The organism is Streptomyces maremycinicus, from assembly GCF_001184025.1.
In the GTDB taxonomy this organism is placed as follows: domain Bacteria; phylum Actinomycetota; class Actinomycetes; order Streptomycetales; family Streptomycetaceae; genus Streptomyces; species Streptomyces maremycinicus.
In genome coordinates this window covers 48444-71943 of record NZ_BBYG01000010.1, presented here as the reverse complement: position 1 = coordinate 71943, position 23500 = coordinate 48444, and the positions used below count along the sequence as shown (strand labels likewise).

Sequence of the window (23500 nt, the reverse complement as noted above, 5' to 3'; positions counted from 1 at the left end):
CCGCGGGGAATGCCGCCGACTCGGCTGAGAGCGCCGCCCATTCGGCTTGGCGACCGACACCGCTCAGAGAACGACCGGCTCGGCCGAGCGAGCGACGACCGCACGTCGTCGGCCGCGGGCTGCCGACCCCGGCACTCCGCGAGGCCCGGTCTTGCCCCGCACGGAGAGCCACGAAGGGCAGGTCAGTCCAGCGGAACCTGGACGGTGAGGAAGGAGTGGGGCGGCAGCGTGAGCGTCAGGCCCCGGTCGGTGACGGTCAGGGCGTCGAACGGACGCGGAGCCACCGCCGCCAGGTCCTGGGGGGTGTTGTGCGCCTGGAGCTTGTCGGCCGTCAGCAGACGGGCGACCGGCTCTCCGAGGGAGCCGCCGCGCAGGTCGAGCGTCAGCTCGACAGGTTCCTCGGCATCGAGGTTGGACAACGAGATCAGCACAGCCCCGTCCTTGACGCTGGCGGAGGCGGACAGCGTGTCCAGTGCGGTGTCCCCGACCGTGCGTCGGGTCTCGTCGCCGGTCAGGTGCACGGAGAGCGAAGTGGCGTCCTGGTGGCCCTTGTTCATCTCGAACACGTGGTAGGTCGGGGTCAGGACGAGGGCGTCGCCGTCGGTGAGGATCATCGCCTGCAGGACGTTGACGGTCTGGGCGATGTTGGCCATGTGCAGGCGTGCTGCGTGCTTGTGGAAGATGTCGAAGTGGGTGGAGGCGACAAGCGCGTCGCGCAGGCTGTTCTGCTGGAACAGGAACCCGGGATTGGTGCCGGGCTCGACGTCCCACCACGTGCCCCACTCGTCCAGGACCAGACCGACCGTGCGGCCGGGGTCGTAGACATCCATGACCGTGGAGTGGCCGGTGAGGATACGGTCGATCCTCCGGGCCGCGGCCATCGTGCGGTAGTAGTCGTCGGTGTCGAAGACGGTGGAGCTGCCCTTCGCCTCCCAGGGGCCGGCCATCGTGTAGTAGTGCACGGACAGGCCCTGGAAGAAGTTCTTCGGAGTGGCCTCGCAGCCGAAGCAGCTGATCTGCTGCATCAGCGTCTCGGTCCACTTGTAGTCGTCGTCGGAGGCACCCGAGGCGATGCGGTAGAGCTTGTTGTCACCGTGGTCGCGGCAGTACGTGGCGTACTGCCGGGCCAGGTCGGCGGAGTACTCGGCGCGCATGTTGCCGCCGCAGCCCCAGGTCTCGTTGCCGATGCCCCAGTACTTCACGCGCCAGGGCTCTTCGCGGCCGTTGGCCTTGCGCAGCCGCACCATGGGACTGTCGCCGTCACGGGTCAGGTACTCGACCCACTCGCTCATCTCCTGGACGGTGCCGGAGCCGACGTTGCCGCTGATGTAGGGCTCGGTGCCGAGGAGTTCACACAGGGCCATGAACTCGTGGGTGCCGAAGTGGTTGTTCTCCTCCACGTCGCCCCAGTGCGTGTTCACCATGCTGGGCCGCTGGTCCCTGGGCCCGATGCCGTCGCGCCAGTGGTACTCGTCGGCGAAACAGCCGCCGGGCCAGCGCAGATTGGGGATGTTCAGGGCCCGCAGGGCGTCTACGACGTCGAGACGGATGCCTCCTTCGTTGGGTATCGGCGAGTCCTCCCCGACCCAGAAGCCGCCGTAGATGCAGCGGCCGAGGTGCTCGGCGAAGTGGCCGTAGAGATGGCGGCTGATCGTCGGGCCCTCGATGTCGAGGTTGATGACCGCGGTGGCGTTGGGCACGGACGTACTCCTGCGTGAATGGGTTGGTCATGAGGGGTGTGCGAGGGGCGCGGGGCGCTGAATTGCGGAACGCTGGGTTGCGGAGAGCACGCGGGAGTGGTGCGGCGGACCTCATCCATTGGACGGCCTCGGTCGAGACGTCATGAACGGTTAACAACCGGTTTCTTGTAGCGATACAAATGTAGCGATACAACGAAGCTGCCACCACGACGCCGGATGCGTCAAGAGTGTTGCGGCAAGGTTTTGTCGACGGACTTCGGCGTGCGAACCGACCCGGCGACTACCGGGCGTTCAGACCCCTTGACACCGCCCTCGGGCCCGCCTTAGCGTTCGCCGAAGTTTTTCACGACCGGTTTCCGCAGGCGAGCGTTTCGGGGCGCGACGCCACGGCCGAAGAACCGGTCCATCAACCCTCGACACTCACCCCTGTGTGCCGGTCGGCACACCGTGATGAGCGAGGCGCGCGGTGAAGCGCTGTGGGAGACCCCTGGCAGCCGAGTGCGGACCAGCGCTTCATCTCCCCTGCTCAGGTACTTCCCCTTCCCATGCCCAGCCCTGCTCGGCTCGGCTCGGCTCACCAGTCTTTGCACACCTCCCCGTACGCACCCCGCACGAAAGGCTTCACCGCCATGCCCGTTTCATCCAGAGGCTCTCTCGACCGGCGCCGCTTCCTCGCCGCCTCCGCCGGTGCCGCATTCACCGCCGCAGCCCTGCCGGGTTGCGCCGCCTCCGTCGACTCCGACAGCGACTCCGGGGGCAGCGGGAAGACCCTCACCGTCATGACGCTGGTGAACGAGTGGGACGCGAAGACCCAGAAGAGCATCGAGAAGCTGCTGGACGTGAAGCTCCGGATCGTCACCTATGACGTCACCAAACTCAACGCCATGCTTGCCAGCAAGAACCCGCCGGATGTGGTCCGCGGCATCGGCGCGACGGACGCGCCCTACTTCGCCGCACGCGGGCTCATGGCCGACCTGGACCCGTACCTCGCCAAGAGCAAGGTACTCAAGCCCTCCGACCTCGCCGCGGCCAACGACGTGTGGCGCTTCGACGGCAAGAAGCAGGGCGCGGGCCCCCGCTACGGCCTCGCCAAGGACTACTCGCAGGACTCCATGTTCTGGTACCGCACCGATATGTTCGAGGCGGCCGGACTGGACCTCCCCAGCGCCACCGAGCCGTTGTCCATGGACGAGTGGCTAGACCTCGGCAAGCGGCTCACCAAGCGCAGGCTCGGCAAGGTGAAGGTCTACGGCCTCAACGCCACAAGCCTGGGGCTCTTCTCCCAGCTCATGTCGTGGACCGCGTCGGCCGGCGGCACTCTGTTCGCCGACGACATGGCCTCGGTCGACTTCTCCTCGCCCGAAGCACTCAAGGCGCTGCAGTGGTACGTCGACTACGCGAAGGCCGACATCGGCCCGAGCATCACCAACCCCAACCCGGACGGCTGGGACGGGCCGACCTACCAGGCCAACCGGATGGCAATGAGCTGCAACGGCTTCTGGTTCGGCGGAGTGATCGGCGGTGACGCCAAGTTGGCCGCGGTCTCCCGCTTCGCGCCCGCGCCACAGTTCGGCAGCCACCGCGTCAGCCCCTGCTTCAGCGGCACCGGCTTCTGGATGCCCAAGGAGGCCAAGAACAAGGACGCCGCCTGGAAGCTCTTCGAGTGGTACTTCGCCGACCAGCCGGCCAAGGACCGGGCGTCCTCGGGTTGGGGCCTGCCCTCGCTGAACTCGCTTCGCTCGTTGATCCCCAGGAGCAGCGCCTTCCAGAAGCAGGCCTACCAGGTCCAGGAACAGGACACGCCGTACTTCTCGGTCCTGCCGGTGAGCCCGTACGCGCAGGTGGACGCTCTCAACGGGATTCTCAGCAAGGTACTGCCGGACGCGATCAAGTCCGACACCAAGACCGGCAAGATCGCCGACGCGCTGAACTCTCGTATGAACGAGCAGCTCGCGCGGGGCAAGGAGCTGGTGGGGTGAGTACCGACCAACTCACCGGCCCGGACGCCGAGCCGACCGCGCCCTCCCCGGCGCGGCCGGCCGGCGGACGGCCGGGCTCGCGCCGGGCACCCCGGCCCCACTCGCTGCGGGCGCGCCGGGCCGGGGCCTTCTACCTGTTCACCGGCCCCTGGGTACTGGGCTTCCTGGGCCTGACGGCCTACCCGCTGGGCTACGCGCTGTGGCTGAGCTTCACCAACTCCGACGGCCTCTCCCCCAACGCCCGCTTCGTGGGCCTGGCCAACTACCGGGAGGTCTTCTCCGACCCGGACACCCTGGCGTCCCTGGCCCGCACCGGGCTGTTCGCCGCGATCACAGTGCCGCTGACGATCGTCGCCGGACTCATCCTCGCGCTGCTGCTGAACCAGCCGATCCGGGCCCGCGGCCTGTTCCGCACCCTGCTCTACCTGCCCGCCGTCGTCCCGCCGGTCGGTGCCGCCCTCACCTTCAAGCTGATCTTCGACCGTGACTCCGGATCGGCCAACGGCCTGCTGGACCTCTTCGGCGTCAACGGGCTGGCCTGGCTGGGGGATCCGTACGCCCGCTACGTGCTGATCATGCTGACGGTATGGGGCGTGGGCAACATCATGATCATCTCGCTGGCGGGACTGCAGGACATTCCCCGGGAGCTGCTCGACGCGGCACGGGTGGACGGGGCGAGCCAATGGCAGTCCCTCACCCGGATCATCCTGCCCCTTCTCTCCCCGGTGCTGTTCTTCCAGCTGGTCACCCAGCTCATCATGACGCTGCAGACCTTCGTACCGCTGCTCATCTCGCTCGACCCCACCCCCAAGGGCGTGGGGGCCGTACCCGAGAGCAACTACCTGATCATGATCGACGTCTTCTCCCAGTACTTCGCCAACGGCCGCTACGGCTACGCCTCCGCGCTGCTGTGGGTGCTCTTCCTGTTCATCATGCTCGTCACCTTCGTCGTCTTCCGGCTCAGCAAGGGCGCGGTCTTCTACTCCGTGGATCCCGAACAGGCGAAGCCCAAGACGCGGACGATCGGAGACAAGTGATGGTGCTGGCCCGACGCAAAGTCGTCTACATGCTCCTGATCGCGGCCCTGGTGCTCTTCCTGAGCCCCTTCGGCTGGCTCGTGATCACCGCGTTCAAGGCCCAGTCCGAACTGCGTGCCGTCCCCATCCACTGGTGGCCGCACCATCCGACCCTGGACAACTTCCAGCAGGCCCTGACCCTCTTCGACTACCTCGGCTACGCCCGCAACTCGCTGACGATCGCGGGGCTCTACTCCGTGCTGATCACCCTGGCCTCGGCCTGGGCCGGATACGGCTTCGCCCGGCTGAACGGCCCCGGCAAGAAGCTCGTCTTCGGCCTCATGCTGTCGACGATGATGACCCCGCAGATCATCACCCTCATCCCGACCTACCTGCTGTTCGCCAAGGCGGACCTGGTCAACACCTACATCCCGTGGGTGCTGTGGGGACTGGCCGGCGCACCGTATCTGATCTTCCTCTTCCGGCAGTTCTTCACCAACATGCCCAAGGAACTGGAAGAGGCCGCGATCATCGACGGCTGCGGACAGATCCGCATCTTCTGGCGGATCTTCCTCCCCCAGTCCTGGCCCGTCATCGCCACCAGCCTGATCCTCAGCTTCAGCTGGAGCTGGGGCGACTACATCGCCCCCGCCCTGCTCCTCGACGACGACCGCACCACCCTCTCCGTCAAGATCGCCACCGGCTACGTCAACGAACACGGCACCGGGCTCTACACCCTCATCGCGGCCGGCTCCGTGATGTACATCGTGCCCGTACTGGCGCTCTTCCTGATCCTTCAGCGCGGCTTCATCACGAGCTCCGCCACGTCCGGACTCAAGTGACCGGCCTGCCGCCTTCTCACCTGTGGAGCCACCCAGTGACCAGCAAACCCGTCCTCTCCATCCCCGGCATCGCCTACGGCGCCGACTACAACCCCGAGCAGTGGCCCGAGGAGGTGTGGGCCGAGGACGTACGCCTGATGCGCGAGGCAGGGGTCAACTTCGTCAGCGTCGGCATCTTCTCCTGGGCGCTGCTGGAACCGTCAGAGGGCGTGTACGACTTCTCACGCCTGGACCGGATCCTGGACCTGCTGCACGAGAACGGCATCACCGTCGACCTCGCCACCCCAACGGCGGCTCCGCCGGCCTGGTTCTTCCGCGCCCACCCCGAGGCGCTGCCGGTGGACCGCGACGGCCGGAAACTGTCGTACGGCAGCCGCCAGACGTTCTGCCCTTCAAGTTCCGCCTACCGCGCGGCGGCCCTGCGCATCACGGGCGAGCTAGCGCGGCGCTACGCCACCCACCCGGCAATCGTGATGTGGCACGTCCACAACGAGTACGGCTGCCACAACGCGGCCTGCTACTGCGACACCAGTGCCGAGGCGTTCCAGGTCTGGCTGCGGACGAAGTACAAGAACCTGGCCGCGCTGAACCACGCCTGGGGCACCACCTTCTGGAGCCAGTGGTACTACGACTGGCACGAGATCCTGCCCCCGCGACCTACCGGCGCCGGCCCCAACCCGACCCATCTCCTCGACTGGCGCCGCTTCTGCTCGGACGAATTGCAGGCGCTGTACCGGGTCGAGCGGGGTGTCCTGCGCGCGGCGGCCCCGTCCATCCCCGCCACCACCAACTTCATGGTCATGCAGGGCGCCGACAAGGCCGACTACTGGCGCTGGGCCCCGGAGCTGGACGTGGTGGCCAACGACCACTACCTGATGTACGACGACCCCGAGCCGGAGATCGACGTCGCGCTCCACGGCGACCTGATGCGCTCGCTGGCGCGCGGCCCCTGGTTCCTGATGGAGCACTCCACGGGAGCGCTGAACTGGCAGCACGTCAACAGGGCGAAGAAACCAGGGGAGTTGCGCCGCAACGCGCTGGCCCACGTGGCGCACGGCGCGGACGGCATCGCCTACTTCCAGTGGCGGCAGTCGAAGGCGGGCGCCGAGCAGTGGCACTCGGCGATGGTTCCGCACGCCGGGACCGACAGCCAGATCTGGCGGGACGTGGTGCGCCTCGGCGCCGACCTCAAGGCGCTCGCGGAGGTGCGCGGCAGCACCGGCACCGCCGAGGTGGCCATCGCCTGGGACTGGAACGCCCGCTGGGCCATGGAAACCCCGGCCCAGCCGAGCGCCGAGCTCCGCTACGAGGACCTTGTCCGCTCGTGGTACGAGCCGCTGTGGCGGGCGGGCGTCGCGGTGGACTTCGTACGCCCGGACGCCGACCTGTCGGCGTACCGCCTGGTCCTGCTCCCCAGCCTGTACCTCGTCGACGACGAGGGCGCCGCCAACCTCACCGGCTTCGCGGAACGCGGCGGCACGCTGGCGGTCGGCTTCCACAGCGGGACCGTGGACGAGAACTGCCATGTACGGCTGGGCGGTTACCCGGGGGCTTTCCGGGAGGCGCTGGGCATCAGGGCGGACGAGTACTTCCCGCTCCCGGCGGGCGAGTCACTCGGCCTGAGTGGGGGCGGCACGGCGTCGCTGTGGTCGGAGCGCCTGCGCCTGGAGGGCGCGGAGGCGGTGATGTCGTATACAGAAGGCCCACTGACGGGCGTACCCGCCGTGACACGCCACACATACGGCCAGGGCACGACCTGGTACCTGGCCACCCGCCCGGACCCGACGACCCTCGCGTCCCTCCTGACGTGCATCCGCAGCGAGGCGGGCGTGGAAGCGGTCCGCACGGCACCGGAGGGCGTGGAAGTGGTACGCCGCCGATCGTCTTCCGCGGACTACCTGTTCCTGATCGACCACGCGGGCAACGGCGCGCAGATCACCGTCGCCGAGGACGCGGTCGAACTCCTCACCGGCAAACCGGCACCGGGCTCCGTGACGCTCGCACCGGGAGAGATCGCGGTGGTACGGGAACCACGGCGAAGCTGACAAGACTGGCCCGCCGGTGACCGGCCGAGGCCCAACCCCGTAGGTCAGGTGCGGGCCAGTGCCCCGTCGTGCGAGGACAAGCAGGCATCCTCGTGGCTGCCCACCGGCGCGGAGTCCACCCGAGTACCGCGGATCGTCGAGCGCTTCCCGTCCAGCGACGCGGTGCCTGCGGTGACCGGCTACGGCAAGGACGGCGGAAGGATGTGGCCGGCAGTCAGCCGGCGACCACGGTCATCCGGTCGCTGATGTCCTGCGCCGCGGCCAGCACATGGCCCACGATGTCGGCCTCCGCCTCGCCGGCGATCCGTGAGGCCAGTGCGGCCACACTCACGGCCGCAACGACCTGTCCGGTGTCGTCGCGGACAGGCGCGCCGACACCGAGGATGTCGGGATCGAGTTCAGCGCGCGAAATCGCGTACCCGGCTGCCCGGATCGTTTCCAGACGCTCCATCAGCGCGTCGACATCTACCAGCGTTGAGGCGGTGAAGCGCTTCAGCGGCGCGGACCGCAGCAGACCATTCACCTCCTCAGGAGAGCTCCAGGCCAGTAGCACAAGCGCCGAGGCACCGGCGTTGAGCGGCAGGGAGCTGCCCCGTTCATAAGAGATGCGCACAGCGCGGTGTCCGGATTCCGCGGTCTCGACACACACCACCAGGTCACCTACACGCCGAGTCAGGAGTACGGTCTCCCCCGTCCGCTCCGACAGCGCCGTCATGGCGGGCCGCGCGATCTCGGGGAGTCCGTAGCTGCGTCGAGCCAACCGGGCGATCTCCATCACGCGCAGACCGAGCCGGAAGCCGCCGCCCGGCGCCTCTTCCAGGAAACGGCTCGTCACGAGGGACTGCAGGTACCGGTAGGCGGTCGAACGCGCGACCCCGAGCCGCCCGGCGACCGCCGTTGCGGAGACGACCAGCTCGGTCTCGTCGAACATCATGAGGATGTCGAGCGCCCGGTCGGCGGTCGAGTTGCGCTCACGATAGGCGCCTGCGCTGGACGTTGATCCTGACATGCGGGACACCTTAGTGGACGATGCCGGAGCTTCACGGGACGGACTACTCACGCAGGATCGTCTCTGACCACGCGGTTGCTCATCTCGCCCAGCCCCTCGATGCGTGTGACCAGTCTCTGCCCGGGACGCAGGAAGACCTTCGGGTCACGCCCCGCGCCGACGCCGCCGGGGGTGCCGGTGGCGATCAGGTCACCGGGCAGCAGCGTGATGATGGTGCTGACGTAGGACACGATGTGCGCCACGTCGAAGAGCAGGTCGGAGGTGTTCGACTCCTGCATGGTGCGGCCGTCGACGCTGCATCCGATGTCCAGGTCCGACGCTCCGGGCGGAAGCTCGTCCGAAGTCACCAGGGCGGGCCCCACTGGGGTCGTGCCCTCGAAGGTCTTGCCCGAGAGGAACTCACGGGTGCGGTGCTGCCAGTCCCGGATGGTGACGTCGTTGAGGATCGTGTATCCGGCGACTGCATCCAGGGCGTCCTTCTCTCCGACGTGCCGGGTGCTTCGGCCGATCACGGCGCACAGCTCGGCCTCCCAGTCGAGGTCGTCGCTCACCGCAGGCATGAGGATGTCGTCGTACGCACCGACGAGCGCTCCGTCGTACTTGGCGAACAGTGTGGGGTGAACGGGCGTCTGGCGGCCCATCTCCTTGATGTGCGTTGCGTAGTTCAGACCGAGGCAGACGATCTTGTTGGGGTGGGGTACCACGGGGGCGTACCACGCCTCGGCGGCCGCGACGCGCGGGCCGTCGGCCTCGGTCGCGCGCCGGGCCCAGTCCTCGCCCGAGGCCAGCAGGGCTGCCACGTCCCCGTGGGGCAGCAGCACCAGCTCGTCGCCTTCGTGGCGCACGGCGACGGTGCTGTGGCCGGCCGCATTTCGGATCGTGCTCAGTCTCACTTGTGGGCTCCTGGTGTGTCGGTTTTCGGTGTGCAGGCAGCGTCTGCGGCGAGACCTGCGGAGGATGGTGAAGTGTCGAACCGGGGAAATTCCTCGCTGGCTCGTGCGGGCCCCACTGCACTGGAGGGGGCTGGCGGCAGGAACGGACTCAGAGCCCGAGTGACGTATCGGACCTGGCCGGGTGTGAAGACAGCTGTTATCAGCCGGTCGGGGCGGACCAGCAGCAGATGCCCTGGCAACGCCGCGAGGTACGCGTCGAGCGTGCCGTCGGCGTCGGCCACCGCGGCGCGGCCGTCGCGCGATCGTGGTGCGCGGTCGCCGAGCACCACGTCCACGCGCCGCGCATCGGGCAGTCGGGCCGCCGAGGCGGCGTTCCAGTCGTCGTCGGACAGGCCGATGCCCAGCAGGCTCCACCCCTGGCCGAGGACATCATCAATCCGCGTGACCGAGTACTCGGGGCCGTGCAGCACAGAAGGCTGGTGCAGCAACGTGCCGGTCAGCGACCGTCCGGGGCCGTCGGCGGGTACGACCGCTCCGGTCCGCACCCGAGTGTCGGGCCGGTACCGCATCTCGGTCAGGTACCGACGCCCACTTCGGCTCCACAGTGCCGCGCGTACGCAGAGGTCCCGCAGTCGGGCCCGTCTGTGATCGGTCGTCATGACGACCCGGCCCAGCCGCACGGACAGTTCGATCACGGCTCTGGCGTGCGGCCGCCGCTCGGGGTCATAGGTGTCGAGCAGTGCGTCGGTGGCCCGGCCGGCGAGCACGTCGGCCACCTTCCAGGACAGGTTGGCCGCGTCCCGGATCCCCGAGTTGAGCCCCTGTCCGGCGAAGGGCGGCATCATGTGCGCGGCGTCGCCGAGCAGGAAGCAGCGGCCGTCACGCAGCCGCTCGGCCAGCAGGGCGTGGAAGGTGTAGGCGACCGAGCGCTCCACCTGATGCGGGGCGATGTCCCGGTGCGGGCGCAGCAGGTCCCGCACCAGGTCGAACGGCACCGCCCCGCCGGGGGCGCACTCGCCCGGGCGCAGCCGGAACTCATAACGGCAGCGGCCCTGGCGCCCCGGCACGATGACGACGGGGCGGTCGGGGTCGCCGACGTGCATGCCGTAGCGCTCGTCGTGCGGATCGTCGAGGGTGTCGACGACGAGCCAGACGTCGTCCGGGAAGCTGCGTCCGCGCATGGGGATGGACAGTTGCTCGCGCACGGTACTGCGGCCCCCGTCGCACCCGAGGACATAGGCGGCCTCGATCTCCTCCTGCGCTCCTGTGTCGCCCGCGCCGGACGCAACGGTGGCCAGGACCCGGTCGGGGTACTGCCGCAGTGTCACCAGGCGGGTCCCGAAGCGGGCGTCGACGTGTGGGAAGCGGTCGAGGCCGGAGCGCAGGACGCGCTCCAGGTCGGGCTGGGCGAAGGGGTTCTTGAAGGGGTGCCCGAATCGCCGCTCGCCGGTGCCGCGCGCGTGGACGAGCGGTCGTCCGCCGACTCCGTAGTACTTGGTGCCCGTGCCCGGCACGATGATCGGATAGACGGCTTCGTCGAGGCCGGCCAGCTGGAGCGTGCGCAGCGACTCGTCGTCCAGGCTGATCGCCTTGGCTTCGTCACTCGTGGCCGGATGACGCTCGACGAGCAGGACGCGTACGCCCAGCGCCCCCAGGAGATTGGCGGCTGTCAGCCCGACCGGTCCCGCGCCGACGACCAGGACCATCGGCTCCTCGCCGGAGGACACCGAAGACGGTGCGTCCATGGACGGCCCTTTCAGAAGTGGTGAGCTGGACACGAGGTGGCCGGCCTACTGCACCGGCTGGTAGGCCGGTCCGCCCTCGGCCAGCAGGTGTTCCGCCTCGGCGAGGATCTGCTCGGGACTCTGATCGAGGTCGATCGTCTTGCGGAACGGCTGACGGACGTCGCGTTCGATCCGCAGGTAGACCTCGTTGCGGTTGCCCTCCGGGTCGAAGAAGTAGATCCCGATGGCGTTGCCGTGGGTCACTTCCTGCTGGACCTCGATGCCTTCGGCACGGAAGCGCCGGTGGAAGTCGACGATCGTCTCCAGCGAGTCGACGCGCCACGACACCTGGTGGGTGAGCTTGGCTCCGAGCGGTGCCGTCCGACCACGCTGGAGCACGAACTCGTGGTGCTCCTCGTCGGGGCGGGCCGAGTAGAAGACGATCCCCAGTTCCTCGTCCTCGTCGGTGACTGCCAGACCCATGACGCGCTCATAGAAGTCACGCATCTTCTCCAGGTCCTCGACCCAGAACCCGGTGTGCCCCAGACCAGTGATCCCCATGGAGTCTCCTTTAGCAGGACGCCTGTAGTGCTCAACGAGACATTAAGCAGGCGTACCACCTATTGACAACCCCGAGCTTCGAGAAGTGTCCTATCCAGCAGACAGACTGTCCGATAAAACAAGACGCTAGACTGTACGGTGCAGTTCAGATCTAAGGATGGAGCATCATGGCTTTTCTTGAGGATCGCGACTGGCAGGGGCGGATCTTCTCCGGTGGGTGGATCAACGGCTCGGGTGAGACCTACGATTCCATCGAGCCGGCCACCGGCAAGGTCCTGGGCCGGGTCGGCGCCGCCACACCCGCCGACCTGGACCGTGCCGTGGCCCAGGCCACGCAGGCGCAGCGGGCGTGGTCGGCCCTTCCCTACAACGAGCGGGCACGGGTGCTGCGGCGTGCCGGAGCCCTGTTCGAGGAGCACCAGGCCGAGATCGCGGACTGGATCGTGCGGGAGTCGGGGGCCCTGCGCCCGTTCGCGGAGTTCCAGACGTCGAACGGCGCGGCCGAGGAGTGCTACGAGGCCGCGGCCCTCGCGGCGGCCCCCTTCGGCGAGGTGCTCCGCTCGGTCCAGGACCGGCTGTCGTTCTCGCGGCGCAGGCCCGTGGGCGTCGTGGGCGTGATCTCCCCGTTCAACGCGCCGATGGTGCTGGCCATGCGGGCGCTGGCGGCGGCGCTGGCGCTGGGCAACGCGGTCGTGCTCAAGCCCGATCCGCGCACGGCGGTCTGCGGGGGCGTCACGATCGCCCGGGTCTTCGAGGAGGCAGGGCTTCCCGAAGGCGTGCTGCATGTCCTGCCCGGTGGCGCGGCCGTGGGAGCGGCGCTGGTGGACCACCCTCGGGTCCCGGTCATCGCGTTCACCGGGTCGACCCGGGCCGGCAAGGCGATCGCCGCGGCCGCGGCGCAGCGTCTGAAGCGAGTGCATCTGGAGCTGGGCGGCAACTCTGCGCTGATCGTTCTGGAGGACGCCGACCTGGACAAGGCGGTGTCGGCGGGAGCGTTCGGCTCCTTCCACCACGCCGGGCAGATCTGCATGGCCTCCAGCCGTCATCTGGTGCACGCCTCGATCGCCGAGGAGTACACCGCACGACTCGCCGAGCGCGCCGACGCGGCGCCCGCGGGGGACCCGGCGACGGGCACCGTAGCCGTCGGTCCCATGATCGATGAGAAGCAGCTGCTGGCCGCCCACTCCGTGGTCACGGACAGCGTGGCCGCCGGAGCGCGGCTGGCCGCGGGCGGTACGTACGAGGGCCTGGTCTACCGGCCCACCGTCCTGGCCGATGTCCCGCTGACCGCGCGGGCCTACGCCGAGGAGATCTTCGGCCCCGTCGCGCCCGTCGTGGCCTTCAAGAACCTGGACGAGGCCGCCCGGCTCGCCGCCGACAGCGAGTACGGTCTCTCCCTCGGCATCCTGACCGGCGATCCGGCCAGGGGCCTTGCGTTGGCCGACCGCATCCCCACCGGGCTCGTCCACATCAACGACCAGACCGTCAACGACGAGGCCACCGTCCCCTTCGGCGGGGTCCGCGAGTCGGGCAACGGCTCCCGCCACGGCGGAGCCACGGCCAATCTCGAAGCGTTCACCGAGCAGCAGTGGGTCACGGTCCGGGGCGAGATCCCCGACTACCCCTTCTGATCCCCTCCGCCGGCCGGGGTCCCCCTCCGCCCTTGGGGACCCCGGCCCCCCCCGAAGCCGGGTTCACCGCCCGGCGCCCCGAATCCACTGTCACCACCTGCATTGGACGCATCGATGAGCGCAGTCACCCCTCGACCGGGCCTGGTTCCGCCCGACCCGATGACGATCGCCCCGCGCCCGGCTGCCCAGCCGCCGACCCCGCGCCGGGCCGAGGACGCGGCCGGCTGGGCTCCCGGCAACAAGTTCCTCAACGGGCCCTTCACTCCGTGGACGGAGGAGGACGCGGCCTACGACCTGGAGGTCGACGGCCAGATCCCCGCAGACCTCGCCGGAGCACTGTTCCGCATCTCCTCCAACCCGCGATTCCGGCCGCTCGACCCGGAGCGCTACCACTGGTGGGAGGGGGACGGCATGGTGTGCGGCGTCTACCTCCGTGACGGCCGGGCCGCCTACCGCACCCGTTGGGTGACGACCGACTCCATGAAGTTCGAGGTCGAGCAGGGCGAGGCCGTCTACAGCGGTTTCGCCAACGGCGGCAGCGCGGGGCCGCTCCCCCACGGCGCGCCGCCCGCGAAGAACGTGGCCAACACCAACGTCGGCATCTTCGACGACCATCTGCTGGTCTACTTCGAGGGCGGACTGCCCTACGCGATGCACCCGGAGACGCTGGAGACGTACGGAAGCTACGACTTCCACGGCGGCATCGACGTGCTGTGCACCGCCCACTACAAGACGGACCCGGCCACGGGAGACATGCTCTTCTTCGCGGCGACCGGCCCGGTCATCACCTGGTACCGGGCCGACGTGAAGACCGGGCACGTCGTGGACAGTCACAGTTTCGACATCAAGGTGCCCGTGCTCATGCACGACTTCGCGGTCACCGAGAACCACGCGATCTTCTTCGTCACTCCGGCCCAGTTCCGGCTGGACCACATCATGCAGGGCAAACCCGGTGTCGTCTGGGACGAGGAGTCGCTCCCGCACGGTGTGCAGATCGTGCTCATGAACCGCACCACCCACAAAGTCACCTGGCACGAGATCGGCGGCCACTGGGCCAACACCCATTTCTACAACGCCTACGAGCGCGACGGGAAGGTCGTCGTCGACGGGCACCGCATCACCCGCCTCGGCACCCCCGCCGACCGGCTCGACACCCCGGTCACCTCCCACGCCTGGTTCCCTCCGTCGCTGCCCCACCGCTGGCGGGTCGACCTCGCCACCGGCACGGCCACCGAGGAGATGATCAGCGGCCTCGCCGGCGAGTTCCCCCGGATCAACGACGCCTACACCGGACTTGAGCACCGCTACGGCTACTTCGTCACCACCCGCTCACTGGCCGCGGACACCATGAGCGACGGCCTGGCCAAGCACGACTTCCTGCTCGGCAGCACCCACGTCGTGGAGGGCCCCGCAGGGCTCACCAGTCCCGGCGAACCGGTCTTCGTCGCCCGCGAGAACGCCGCTTCCGAGGACGACGGCTACCTGCTGACCCTGTGGTGGAACCACCTCACGGGCCTCTCCGAACTCCTCATCCACGACGCCGCCGACCTGGTCCGCACCCCGCTGGCCCGGGTCAGGCTCCCCAGCCGCGTCCCGTTCGGCTTTCACGGCAACTGGGCCGACCACGCCACCCTCGACCAGGCCGTCGCGGCACAGGGTGAGCAGACCGGCTGACACCGCATGAGGAAGGGAGGGGGGCTTACGGCGGATCCGCCGTAAGCCCCCCTCCCTTCCTCATGCGGAGAGCCTGTCGACCAAGGGCTACGGTGCGACCGGCCCGCGCGGCGGCGCCTCCGCGGCGCTCTTGCGCAGGATCTGCAGAGGGTCGGTCCAGCACAGCAGCTCATCGAACATGTCCGTGGCCGCCGCCTCCAGCGGCGGAGTGGGCTGGAACCGGCCGTCCTGCATGAGCTGGAACACGAAGGGAATCGCGACGGCCTCCGGAATCGGCATCACCTTCAGAGTCGTCAGTATCTGCTTGAGCACCTGCACCGAGCGCAGGCCGGCCGCGACGCCGCCGTAACTGACGAACGCGGCCGGCTTGTACAGCCACTCCCGGTGCAGATAGGAGATCGCGTTCAGCAGTGCGGCCGGCGGGCCGTAGTTGTATTCGGGCGTCACGAAGACGAAGGCGTCCGCCTCGTCCACCGTGGCGCTCCACGCACGGGTGTGCTCGTGGGCGTACTGCCCCGTTCGCGGGTGCGCCGGTTCGTCGAGGAGCGGAAGAGCGGCCTCGGCCAGGTCGACGAGTTCGACGTCGAAGCCGCCGTGCTGCTCGGCGGCCTTCGCCGTCCACTGTGCGATGGGCAGCGCCAGACGGCCAGGACGGGTACTGCCGACCACGATGTGCAACTTGGGCATGGAGGAACCTTTCTTGTCGGTAAGAGGGGGACCAGGCAGATCGGCGGGTCAGCCGGCCTGGCCGGGAGGTGGTCCGGGGTGCCGGGGCGGGGCCGCCTTGTTGACACCGCTCCAGTGCTCGGTGATCAGCGTCCCGCGCACCCGGAAGGCGTCATAGACGTAGTACGGGTACGTCCCGCCGCTGCCGTCGGGTTCGGGCTGGGGCAGCAGCCCGACGCACACGACGATGTCTCCTTCCGCGAGGAGCAGCACCGGCGGGTTGGACTGCTCGGCCGGCGTCGGTACGGGCCCGTCGGGGAACTGTGTGCGAACGAGCCGCTCCAGCCCCGCCCGGCCGGTCGGGAAGAAGGAGACGTGCTGCCGGTAGTCGTCCGTGACGAAGTCCTTGACGGCGGCGGGATTCCGCGCGTCGAAGATGCAGCGGTAGAAATCACGCACCAGGCGCTTGTTCGCCTCGGTGTCGATCCCGGGGGACGTCGACACGAGGATCGCCCGCGAGGGCGTGTCCGGTGCGGGCGGCCACGGCGGGGCGATCTTGTTGAGGGAGGGCCACCGCTCCGTGATCCGCCCGTCGCGCACTCGGTAGGTGGTGAACGCGTAGTGGTCGAAGGTGGCTCCGGGAGCGTCCGGATCAGGCTGCGGCACGTACCGGCAGACACAGACCAGATCGCCGTCCGCGATGGTGAAGACGGGCTCCGGTGTCCGACCGGCGGCATCCGGTCCCGCAACCTCCGTCTCACGCCGGAAGCAGTCTCGTAGATGGTCGGCGTACGCCTGCACCCCGTCCGGGAGGTCCGCGCCGTGCTGGACCAGATCGGGGGCGACGTACTCGACGACCGCGTCGGCGTTCCGGGCGGCGACGACGACGGTGCGGAACTCGGTCACCAGCCGCTTGTTGGCGGCGGTAACGGAGTCGAGTGAAGAGGGCATGAAGGTGCTCGCTTTCGTTTCTCGAACCAGGGGCGGGGAGGGGCGGATGTGTCATGGCCCGCTCCTCCCCCGTCAGGCCGGCACCGCCGATCGCTCACCGCTGTCCAAGCGCCGGAACCGGCTGCCGTGGAAGACCAAGGGGTCGGCCGCCGGCACCGTCCACAGCCGGCCGACCTCCAGGAGTGCGATGGCGTGGTCACCGGCGGGCAGTTCCGCGCGCAGGGTGCAGTCGAACCAGGTGACCGCGCCGTGGACGAACACAGCGCCCTGCTCCCCCTCCTCCCAGCGCACCCCTGCGAATCGGTCCTCGCCGCTGCCCGCCAGCGCACGGCACACGGCGTCCTGTCCCTCGCCCAGCACGCTCAGCCCCAGCCGGGGAAGTGCCCTGAGCCTGGGCCAGGTACGCGACGAGGTCTGCAGGCACACCGAGACCAGCGGGGGCGCCAGCGACACGGAGGTGAAGGAACTGACGGCCATGCCCACCGGGCCGCCGCCGTCCATCCCGCACACCGCGATCACTCCGCTGGGAAAGCAGGCGAACGCCTCCCTCAGGTTCGTCTCGGTCAGGGCCGCCACCGGCTCCGGTCGCCGCTCGACGGCGCCCACCGCGTCGCGCTGCACACGGTCAGCGCGCTCCCTGTTCACCATGGAGATCACTTCTTTCCTGTTGCGGACGCGAGCGGGCTCAGCCGACCTGCGGCAGACCGCCGGCGAACATGGACAACGGCTGCAGCCCCAGGACCTGACGGCCGCTGATCTCCGCCATCGGGTCGAACCGGATGGCACCGTGCGTGGCCAGCACACGCACGTCCCGCACGAAGCGCTGGATCGGGTTCTTCAGGGACACCGCGGAGGAACCGAGGGTGAGCTGGAGCCGGTCGATGGCGTCCGAGCACAGCCGGACCGCGTAGACGAGATCCATGGTGATCTCGGACTCCTCCGCGGGCGTGAAGTCCGCCCCTGCCAGCGCCCGCCGGTCCACCTCGTCCGCGTGCCGCAGAATCACCGCCTCGGCGGCGTTGATCATCGCTCGGGCCGCCCCGGCGGACACCTGGGTCGACGGCATGTCCGCCACCGTCGGGTAGGGCAGGTTGAACGGCTTGCGGGCCCTTGCCTGTTCGGCGAAACAGTCCAGCGTGCCACGAGCCATCCCAAGGGCGATCGCGACGTTGCTGAGGGTAGTGACGAGCATCAGGGCGCCCACCCCGTTGCGGAACCCGATGCCCGAGTAGCGCTCGCGGACGCGGTTCATGGACGCGGGGAGATCGGCCATGTCGAGGACGCGATGCTCCGGGACGAACACCTCCCCCTCGACGGTCAGGCCGTTACTCGACGTGCCCTTCAGCCCCATGACGTGCCAGTCGTCCAGGATCGTGAACTGCTCGCGCCGCAGAACTGCCATCGCGCGGTGGGGGCTGCCCTCCGCGTCCTCATAGCCCACGCCCACGACTGCCCAGGCTGCGTGCTTGCATCCGCTGCCGAACGCCCACTTGCCCGAGACCAGGAAGCCCCCGTCCACCGGCCGGGCCGACCCCACTACGGGGGAGAACACCGAGGCGCCCACCGCCAGCGGGCCGACCCAGGTGTCGACCTCCTTGAACACCTCCTCGACGGTCTGCTCGGGGAAGCCCAGCAGATTGCGGATGCCACCGGCCACGAACACGGTCCACGCGGCCGCCCCGTCCCCCTCCGCCAGGGCGGCGGTGATCTCGACGGTGTCACGCGCCCCGAGGGCATCCCCGCCGAGCTCGGGCGGAAGCATGATCCTGAACACGCCGGCCTCGTGCATCGCCTGCAGCGTGTCCGGCGTCAGCGCGCCGATCTCCTCTCCTTCCAGCGCGTTGCGCCGCAGCAGTGGCACGAGGGCGCGTGCCGCGTCCCGGATCACCCGGCCGCGGTCATCCGGCGATTGCGACGACGGGTCCTGCTCACTCATCGGACTACTCCTTCGGGGATTCGCGTCATTGCCGTATCCACCATCCAAGTTGGACTGCACCGTCCAGTACAGTTTTGACGTTACGGTAAGGTCGAACCGAGGTCAACAGACAGACAGACATGGGCATCTGCCGGGTCAGGAGCCCAAGGAGGAGCAAGATGGCGGTCAAGGGGCGCCCCCGGACGGGGGTGGGGTCCCGGGGCAAGCGGGAGGCCGTGCTCGACGCGGCCGTCGACGTGTTCCTCACCCGGGGCTTCGACCTGACGTCCATGGACGTCGTCGCAGCCCAGGCGGGCGTCTCCAAGACAACCGTCTACGCCCATTTCGGCGACAAGGTGGAACTTTTCCGCGCCGTGATCGAGCGCGGCAGCTCGTCCCTGGACTTCGACCTGGACCAGACGATGCTCTCGTCCGTCGACGACCCGGAGGAGCGGCTGACCCACATCGTCACCAAGCTCCTCGACGCGACGACTGATCCGCAGTACCTCGCCCTGATCCGCGCGCTGGCCGCCGAGACCACCCGGCGCCCCGAACTGACCGAGGCGATGCGCGCGCTCGGCGTGCCGCATGTCGTCGACGTCGTGGCCGCGACCCTGCTCGAGGACAGCCAACGGCACGGCTACACCCTGCCGGACGCGCACTCCTACGCCGCACTGTTCGTCCGCATGGCGGCGGCCGGCCTACAGATGGACGCCCTGCTGAGCCCGGAGCCGGTCCGCGACCCCGCCTACGCCACGGCTCACGCCCGTTGGACGACGACGCTCTTCCTACGGGCCCTGCGCTCCTCCGGCTCCGGAGACCTGCCCGCGGCACCGCTCCGCACGACCGGTGACATCTTCCCCTGGACCGAACCACCACACACGGACTGACGCAGCTCCGCCCGCGGGCAGCGAACTCACCCCGCTTTGACCGAAACCCCCGTCCGCACATCGGTCACACGCCCGGCGGCCTCACGGAGGACACACCACCGACTCCGGCAGACGCACGCAACCTCGACCGGACTGCGAGTCCACCATCACCCGGACCGGCCAGGGGCACCATCGACGGTGCAGCCGCAACCGCCGGCCGAGCCGGCCGAGGATACGCCGCGGGACGCCGACCTTGCCGTGTTCTTCAAGGAACGGTTCGGAGCCCTGCGGATCGCGGCCGCAGGGCTCCTGGTCGTCGGAATCGGGGTGATGCTGTACGCCGTGTAGGCGTTACGGCCGCACCGAAGGCCGGATCACAGCTCGGTCTTGGGGAAGGTCATCGACCCCGCGCCCATGGCCGCCAGCAGAAGCGCCGCTGCGGTGGCGACGCTGTTGACGCTTCCCCAGCCCTGCACGGTGTGGCCCGTCGTGGAGTGCGGGTTGTCCAGGTGGTCCCGGTAGACCGTGCTGATGCCGTCCCAGTCGCGGATCAGGACGACGTACCGATCACCCGTGGTGAAGGTGCCGCCGTTGTTGATGGCCGAGGCCACCTGGTTCGCCAGCGGCCGGAAGCGGGTGCCCTCGGAGACGGCGATGATCAGGCGCAGCAGAGCGCGGGCGGTGCTCTGGGTCATCGCGCGGTTCGCGCCGCCGGTGGCGAGGTCGCGCACGGACTGCTCCAGGCTGCTGGCGCTGATGCCCACCGCGTTGAGTGCGACGTTGCCCCGCCGGGCCAGGTCGTTGTAGTTCTCCATACCGAGCATCGTCGACTCGGTGGTGACGCTGGACCAGGTCTCGACCACGCCCGAGGCCGGAAACGCGGGGGCGGTGCCCGAGGGAGCGATCGGGTAGTAGTGGAAGACCCGCGCGTTGGCCGCGGACGAGTACCAGAAGCCCACCACGTAGAGGTCGCTGAGCCTGATGGCCAGTGTGACATGGGTGCTGCCCGCGACGACCCGCAGGGCGACGTACTGATTGCTCGCCGTGTTGCTGAGGGTGTCGACCCGGACCGTCCTGCTGCTGGACGACGCGACGTTCTCGCTGCTGCCGCCGGCCTGGATGCCCCGGTCGCGCAGCTCGGAGATCAGCGTCTGGTAGGCCGGTACGCCACTGTCCACGTCCCAGGTCAGCGAGTGCCAGGTGTCCTTGGTGCTCGCGGCCACCTCGATGCTGTGCTGTGCCAGGTGGGTGCTCGCCGTCGCCGAACTGGCCGACCCCGCCTGGGTGGTGTGCGTGTGCGCCGGGTTCGCGTTGGCGACGAGGATCGCTCCGGCCAGCAGAGTGGGCAGGGCGGCGGACGCGGCCAGACGGCGGAAGATGATGACACTCATGGGGCGTTCGTTCCTTTTCTCTCCGAACAGGGCCCTTGTTCGGGCTGACACGGAAGTTAGGAAGTGAACGTCTCGGTGGTCCCTCGGTCCTGTAACGGCCTCTCATCGTCGACGAGATTGTTCACAGTCTGCGGGCCGGGCACCTTCAGTCCCCGTCCGGAAGCGTGAGCACCACCTCCGCGCCGCCGTCCGGATGGTTGCGGAAGGTCAACTCGGCGCCCAGCAGCCGGGCCTGGCCAACCGCGATCGTCAGTCCCAGCCCGGTCCCGGTGCCCGGGACGGTCGTACGGAAGCGCTGGGGGCCGGAGGTGTGCAGGACCGCAAGGACATCGGGCGGGAAACCCCGGCCGTGGTCGCGGACGCGGACGACCGCGCCGGCCACCTCGACCACGACCGGCGGGGCGCCGTGTCGCAGCGCGTTCGAGGCCAGATTGGCCAGGATCCGCTCGACGCGGCGCGGGTCGGTCGTCACCACCGTGTCGGCGGGTACCCGCACCTCCACCCGGTCCAGCCCGGCCACCGCCCGCCGGGCCATCGCGCTCACCTGCCGCTCCTCGGTCTCCAGCGCCACCACCTGCGCGTCCATGCGGGCGACCTCCAGCACGTCCTCGACCAGCCCGCGCAGGTTTTGCACCGAGCGCCGGATCAGCTCGGTCGCGGGGCCCGGCGGCAGCAGCCCGGCCGCGGTCGACATGCCCGCGACCGGGGTGCGCAGTTCGTGCGCGATGTCGGCGGTCACCCGGCGTTCGGCCTCAAGACGAGCGCCGAGCGCGTCCGCCATGGTGTTGACGGAGGCGGCGAGACGGGCGATCTCGTCCCGGCCGCGCGGGTCGACGCGAGCGTCGAGCTCACCGTCCGCGATGCGTTCCGCCGTCTGCGCGGCGGCCGTGGCACGGCGGCCCACCCGCACCCCGAGGAGCAGCCCCGCCAGGGACACCACGACGGTCGCGGTCCCGCCCACGGCGACCAGTGTCCGGTCCAGCGAGGCCAGGGCCCGCGTCTCGGGGCCGTACGACTGCGACAGCGCGAGCACGTCACGGTCCGAGACACGGGTCGCCGCCCACAGCACGGGGTGCCGGCCGCCTTGGAGGTAGGTCACGCGTACGTTCGCGCGTACGGCCCTCGCCAGCGGGTCGGGCAGGTCCGCGGGGTTGATCCGGGCCGGGGACTGGCGGCCGGCCGCGTAGTCGTAGGCGTCGTTGAGGAGTTGGCCGTCCAGGTCGGTGCGGGCGGTGGCGAGTTGGTCCGAGGCGGTGAGGTGGTGCACCAGAAGGCCGATCGCGGTCGACACCACCAGGGCCGTGACGGCGACGACGAGGGCGGCCTTCGCCCCGAGGTTCGGACGGGCCATCGGCTCAGTCACGCAGCTTGTAGCCGAAGCCGCGGACGGTTTCGATCCGCTCCCGGCCGATCTTGGCGCGCAGCCGCTGCACATGGACGTCCACGACCCGGGTGTCCCCGGACCATGCGTAGTCCCACACCCGCTCCAGGAGCAGATCGCGGGTGAACACGGTCCCCGGTGAGGCGGCGAACTCGCGCAGCAGCTTCAGTTCGGTCGTGGTGAGGGACACCTCTTCGGCGCCGCGCCACACGGCCATCGTCACGGGGCAGAAGGCCAGGTCCCCGAAGCGCAGGAGCTCGGGCCGTGCCGCCTGGGGCCGCGGCTCTGCGGGTGCCGCGCGGCGCAGCAGGGAGCGGATCCGGGCGACCAGGACCGGGCCGTCGAACGGCTTGGTCACGTAGTCGTCGGCGCCGGCCTCCAGCCCCATCACCACGTCCACCGGGTCGTTGCGGGCCGAGATCAGCAGCACCGGCACCCCGGACTCCTCGCGAATCCGGCCCGCCAGGCTCACCCCGTTGAGCCCCGGCAGCATGATGTCGAGCACGGCCACGTCCGGGGTGTGCTCCCGGAAGAGGGCGAGTCCGCTCACGCCGTCGGCCGCGGTACGGACGCGGTAGCCGCGCTCCTCCAGCGTGAGCCGGGTGGCCTCGCGGATCAGCTCGTCGTCCTCGACGAGGAGAACGTCGTACATGGGAGTCCTCTCCGGGATGGGGCGTGTGGCAACGTTGTCAGGCCTTGGGGACGTGGAGCGACACGGCGCTCACGTCCTCCGCCCAGTCGGGTGCCGGCGGGTGGACCGGGGTCACGGCGGCCCGGCTGTAGTAGGCCGCGTACTGACGCTTCACCAGGCCGCTCAAGACGATCGTGACCGCGTAGCCGGGCAGGCTCCCGTGCGGGCAGCCCGAGGCACAGGGCAGGTCGATCACCCAGCCGGTGGCGGTGGCCCGTGACGCGCCCCAGTCGTGCCAGGTCATCCGGTCCAGGACGGTGGAGTCGGTGAGGTCCATCAGATCCGGGCGCTGCCAGGTCACGGACCGCCAGTCGAGGACGTACACCGATCCGGTCCATGGAATCCGGGTGGGAGCCGGGCCCTCGACGCGCGTGCCACCGTCCGCGGCGCCGCAGCCGGTGAGGCAGGCCAGCAGACAGGCGGCGAGCGACGAACTCAGCGCGGAGCGGCGCAGGGTCATGGCTGTCTCCCCGGGCGAATGATCCTTCCGACTGCATCATGCATGTCGTGACATGGAATTCCAGCCAGAACGGTACGTGATGTTGGCGATAGCGCCCTGCGC

The 23500-nt window shown here is 69.4% G+C and carries 20 protein-coding genes and 1 pseudogene; 8 read left to right on the top strand and 13 right to left on the bottom strand.

The genetic code is table 11. The features are described 5' to 3' along the window. Positions 1 to 182: 182 nt before the first annotated feature. Positions 183 to 1700 carry an alpha-N-arabinofuranosidase gene (locus AOQ37_RS07900; RefSeq protein WP_062642647.1) on the bottom strand — a complete coding sequence of 506 codons (1518 nt, stop codon included), beginning with the start codon at positions 1698 to 1700 and terminating at the stop codon, positions 183 to 185. A gap of 629 nt (positions 1701 to 2329) precedes the next feature. Here AOQ37_RS07900 and AOQ37_RS07895 point away from each other — a divergent pair. The 4 genes from AOQ37_RS07895 to AOQ37_RS07880 are packed head-to-tail and all read left to right on the top strand — an operon-like array spanning position 2330 to position 7582. Further along, entirely contained in the window at positions 2330 to 3679 is a 1350-nt protein-coding gene (locus AOQ37_RS07895) for an extracellular solute-binding protein (protein ID WP_062642644.1), read from the top strand. Next, complete coding sequence (locus AOQ37_RS07890) at positions 3676 to 4716, top strand: carbohydrate ABC transporter permease (RefSeq protein WP_062642642.1); 1041 nt, start codon at positions 3676 to 3678, stop codon at positions 4714 to 4716. Before AOQ37_RS07895 ends, AOQ37_RS07890 begins: the two co-directional genes overlap by 4 nt. After that, positions 4716 to 5537, top strand: a complete 822-nt coding sequence (locus AOQ37_RS07885) for a carbohydrate ABC transporter permease (protein ID WP_062642641.1) — start codon at positions 4716 to 4718, stop codon at positions 5535 to 5537. The genes AOQ37_RS07890 and AOQ37_RS07885 overlap by 1 nt, the downstream gene beginning before the upstream one ends. A gap of 35 nt (positions 5538 to 5572) precedes the next feature. Then, positions 5573 to 7582 carry a beta-galactosidase gene (locus AOQ37_RS07880; protein ID WP_062642639.1) on the top strand — a complete coding sequence of 670 codons (2010 nt, stop codon included), beginning with the start codon at positions 5573 to 5575 and terminating at the stop codon, positions 7580 to 7582. A 214-nt stretch (positions 7583 to 7796) separates the two neighbouring features. On the opposite strand, the gene AOQ37_RS07875 is transcribed toward AOQ37_RS07880, so the two are convergent. The 4 genes from AOQ37_RS07875 to AOQ37_RS07860 all read right to left on the bottom strand — a co-directional run bounded on the left by AOQ37_RS07875 (position 7797) and on the right by AOQ37_RS07860 (position 11769). Next, the gene (locus AOQ37_RS07875) at positions 7797 to 8591 is read right to left on the bottom strand and encodes an IclR family transcriptional regulator (RefSeq protein WP_062642637.1); all 795 of its coding nucleotides are present in this window, start codon (positions 8589 to 8591) and stop codon (positions 7797 to 7799) included. 47 nt (positions 8592 to 8638) lie between these two features. Beyond that, positions 8639 to 9484 carry a fumarylacetoacetate hydrolase family protein gene (locus AOQ37_RS07870; RefSeq protein WP_062642635.1) on the bottom strand — a complete coding sequence of 282 codons (846 nt, stop codon included), beginning with the start codon at positions 9482 to 9484 and terminating at the stop codon, positions 8639 to 8641. Further along, entirely contained in the window at positions 9481 to 11190 is a 1710-nt protein-coding gene (locus tag AOQ37_RS07865) for a bifunctional 3-(3-hydroxy-phenyl)propionate/3-hydroxycinnamic acid hydroxylase (RefSeq protein WP_107085138.1), read from the bottom strand. The genes AOQ37_RS07870 and AOQ37_RS07865 overlap by 4 nt, the downstream gene beginning before the upstream one ends. 84 nt (positions 11191 to 11274) lie before the next feature. Beyond that, the gene (locus AOQ37_RS07860; RefSeq protein ID WP_062642633.1) at positions 11275 to 11769 is read right to left on the bottom strand and encodes a VOC family protein; all 495 of its coding nucleotides are present in this window, start codon (positions 11767 to 11769) and stop codon (positions 11275 to 11277) included. Positions 11770 to 11936: 167 nt separating this feature from the next. Here AOQ37_RS07860 and AOQ37_RS07855 point away from each other — a divergent pair, with 167 nt between their 5' ends. Together AOQ37_RS07855 and AOQ37_RS07850 are read left to right on the top strand one after the other, a co-directional pair. Further along, the gene (locus tag AOQ37_RS07855) at positions 11937 to 13400 is read left to right on the top strand and encodes an aldehyde dehydrogenase family protein (RefSeq protein ID WP_062642632.1); all 1464 of its coding nucleotides are present in this window, start codon (positions 11937 to 11939) and stop codon (positions 13398 to 13400) included. Between the two features lie 114 nt (positions 13401 to 13514). Beyond that, positions 13515 to 15074, top strand: coding sequence for a carotenoid oxygenase family protein (locus tag AOQ37_RS07850; protein ID WP_234436838.1), 1560 nt, complete (start codon positions 13515 to 13517; stop codon positions 15072 to 15074). Positions 15075 to 15161: 87 nt separating this feature from the next. On the opposite strand, the gene AOQ37_RS07845 is transcribed toward AOQ37_RS07850, so the two are convergent. The 4 genes from AOQ37_RS07845 to AOQ37_RS07830 form a co-directional block, all read right to left on the bottom strand. Next, positions 15162 to 15761 (bottom strand): NADPH-dependent FMN reductase, encoded by a 600-nt coding sequence (locus AOQ37_RS07845; RefSeq protein ID WP_062642628.1) that lies wholly within the window; start codon positions 15759 to 15761, stop codon positions 15162 to 15164. 48 nt (positions 15762 to 15809) lie between these two features. Beyond that, entirely contained in the window at positions 15810 to 16691 is an 882-nt protein-coding gene (locus tag AOQ37_RS38485; RefSeq protein ID WP_078890072.1) for a nuclear transport factor 2 family protein, read from the bottom strand. A 72-nt stretch (positions 16692 to 16763) separates the two neighbouring features. Further along, entirely contained in the window at positions 16764 to 17339 is a 576-nt protein-coding gene (locus tag AOQ37_RS07835; protein WP_078890106.1) for a flavin reductase family protein, read from the bottom strand. Between the two features lie 37 nt (positions 17340 to 17376). Continuing rightward, positions 17377 to 18627, bottom strand: a complete 1251-nt coding sequence (locus tag AOQ37_RS07830) for an acyl-CoA dehydrogenase family protein (RefSeq protein WP_062642627.1) — start codon at positions 18625 to 18627, stop codon at positions 17377 to 17379. Between the two features lie 158 nt (positions 18628 to 18785). Between AOQ37_RS07830 and AOQ37_RS07825 the strand changes: the two genes are divergently transcribed. Continuing rightward, positions 18786 to 19496 (top strand): TetR/AcrR family transcriptional regulator, encoded by a 711-nt coding sequence (locus AOQ37_RS07825; protein ID WP_062642625.1) that lies wholly within the window; start codon positions 18786 to 18788, stop codon positions 19494 to 19496. A gap of 234 nt (positions 19497 to 19730) precedes the next feature. After that, positions 19731 to 19823 (top strand): annotated as a pseudogene (locus AOQ37_RS39670) (EamA family transporter); the annotation flags it as partial. 26 nt (positions 19824 to 19849) lie between these two features. Here AOQ37_RS39670 and AOQ37_RS07820 read toward each other — a convergent pair. From AOQ37_RS07820 to AOQ37_RS07805, 4 genes are all read right to left on the bottom strand, one after another. Further along, positions 19850 to 20866 (bottom strand): ribosome-inactivating family protein, encoded by a 1017-nt coding sequence (locus tag AOQ37_RS07820; RefSeq protein ID WP_062642623.1) that lies wholly within the window; start codon positions 20864 to 20866, stop codon positions 19850 to 19852. Positions 20867 to 21011: 145 nt separating this feature from the next. Further along, a complete protein-coding gene (locus AOQ37_RS07815; RefSeq protein WP_062642621.1) occupies positions 21012 to 22217 on the bottom strand; it encodes an ATP-binding protein in 1206 nt (401 codons plus the stop codon). Positions 22218 to 22221: 4 nt separating this feature from the next. Further along, positions 22222 to 22899, bottom strand: a complete 678-nt coding sequence (cseB, locus tag AOQ37_RS07810; protein ID WP_062642619.1) for a two-component system response regulator CseB — start codon at positions 22897 to 22899, stop codon at positions 22222 to 22224. Between the two features lie 37 nt (positions 22900 to 22936). Next, on the bottom strand, positions 22937 to 23398 hold the full coding sequence (locus AOQ37_RS07805; protein WP_062642617.1) for a hypothetical protein: 462 nt from the start codon (positions 23396 to 23398) through the stop codon (positions 22937 to 22939). Positions 23399 to 23500: the final 102 nt, after the last annotated feature.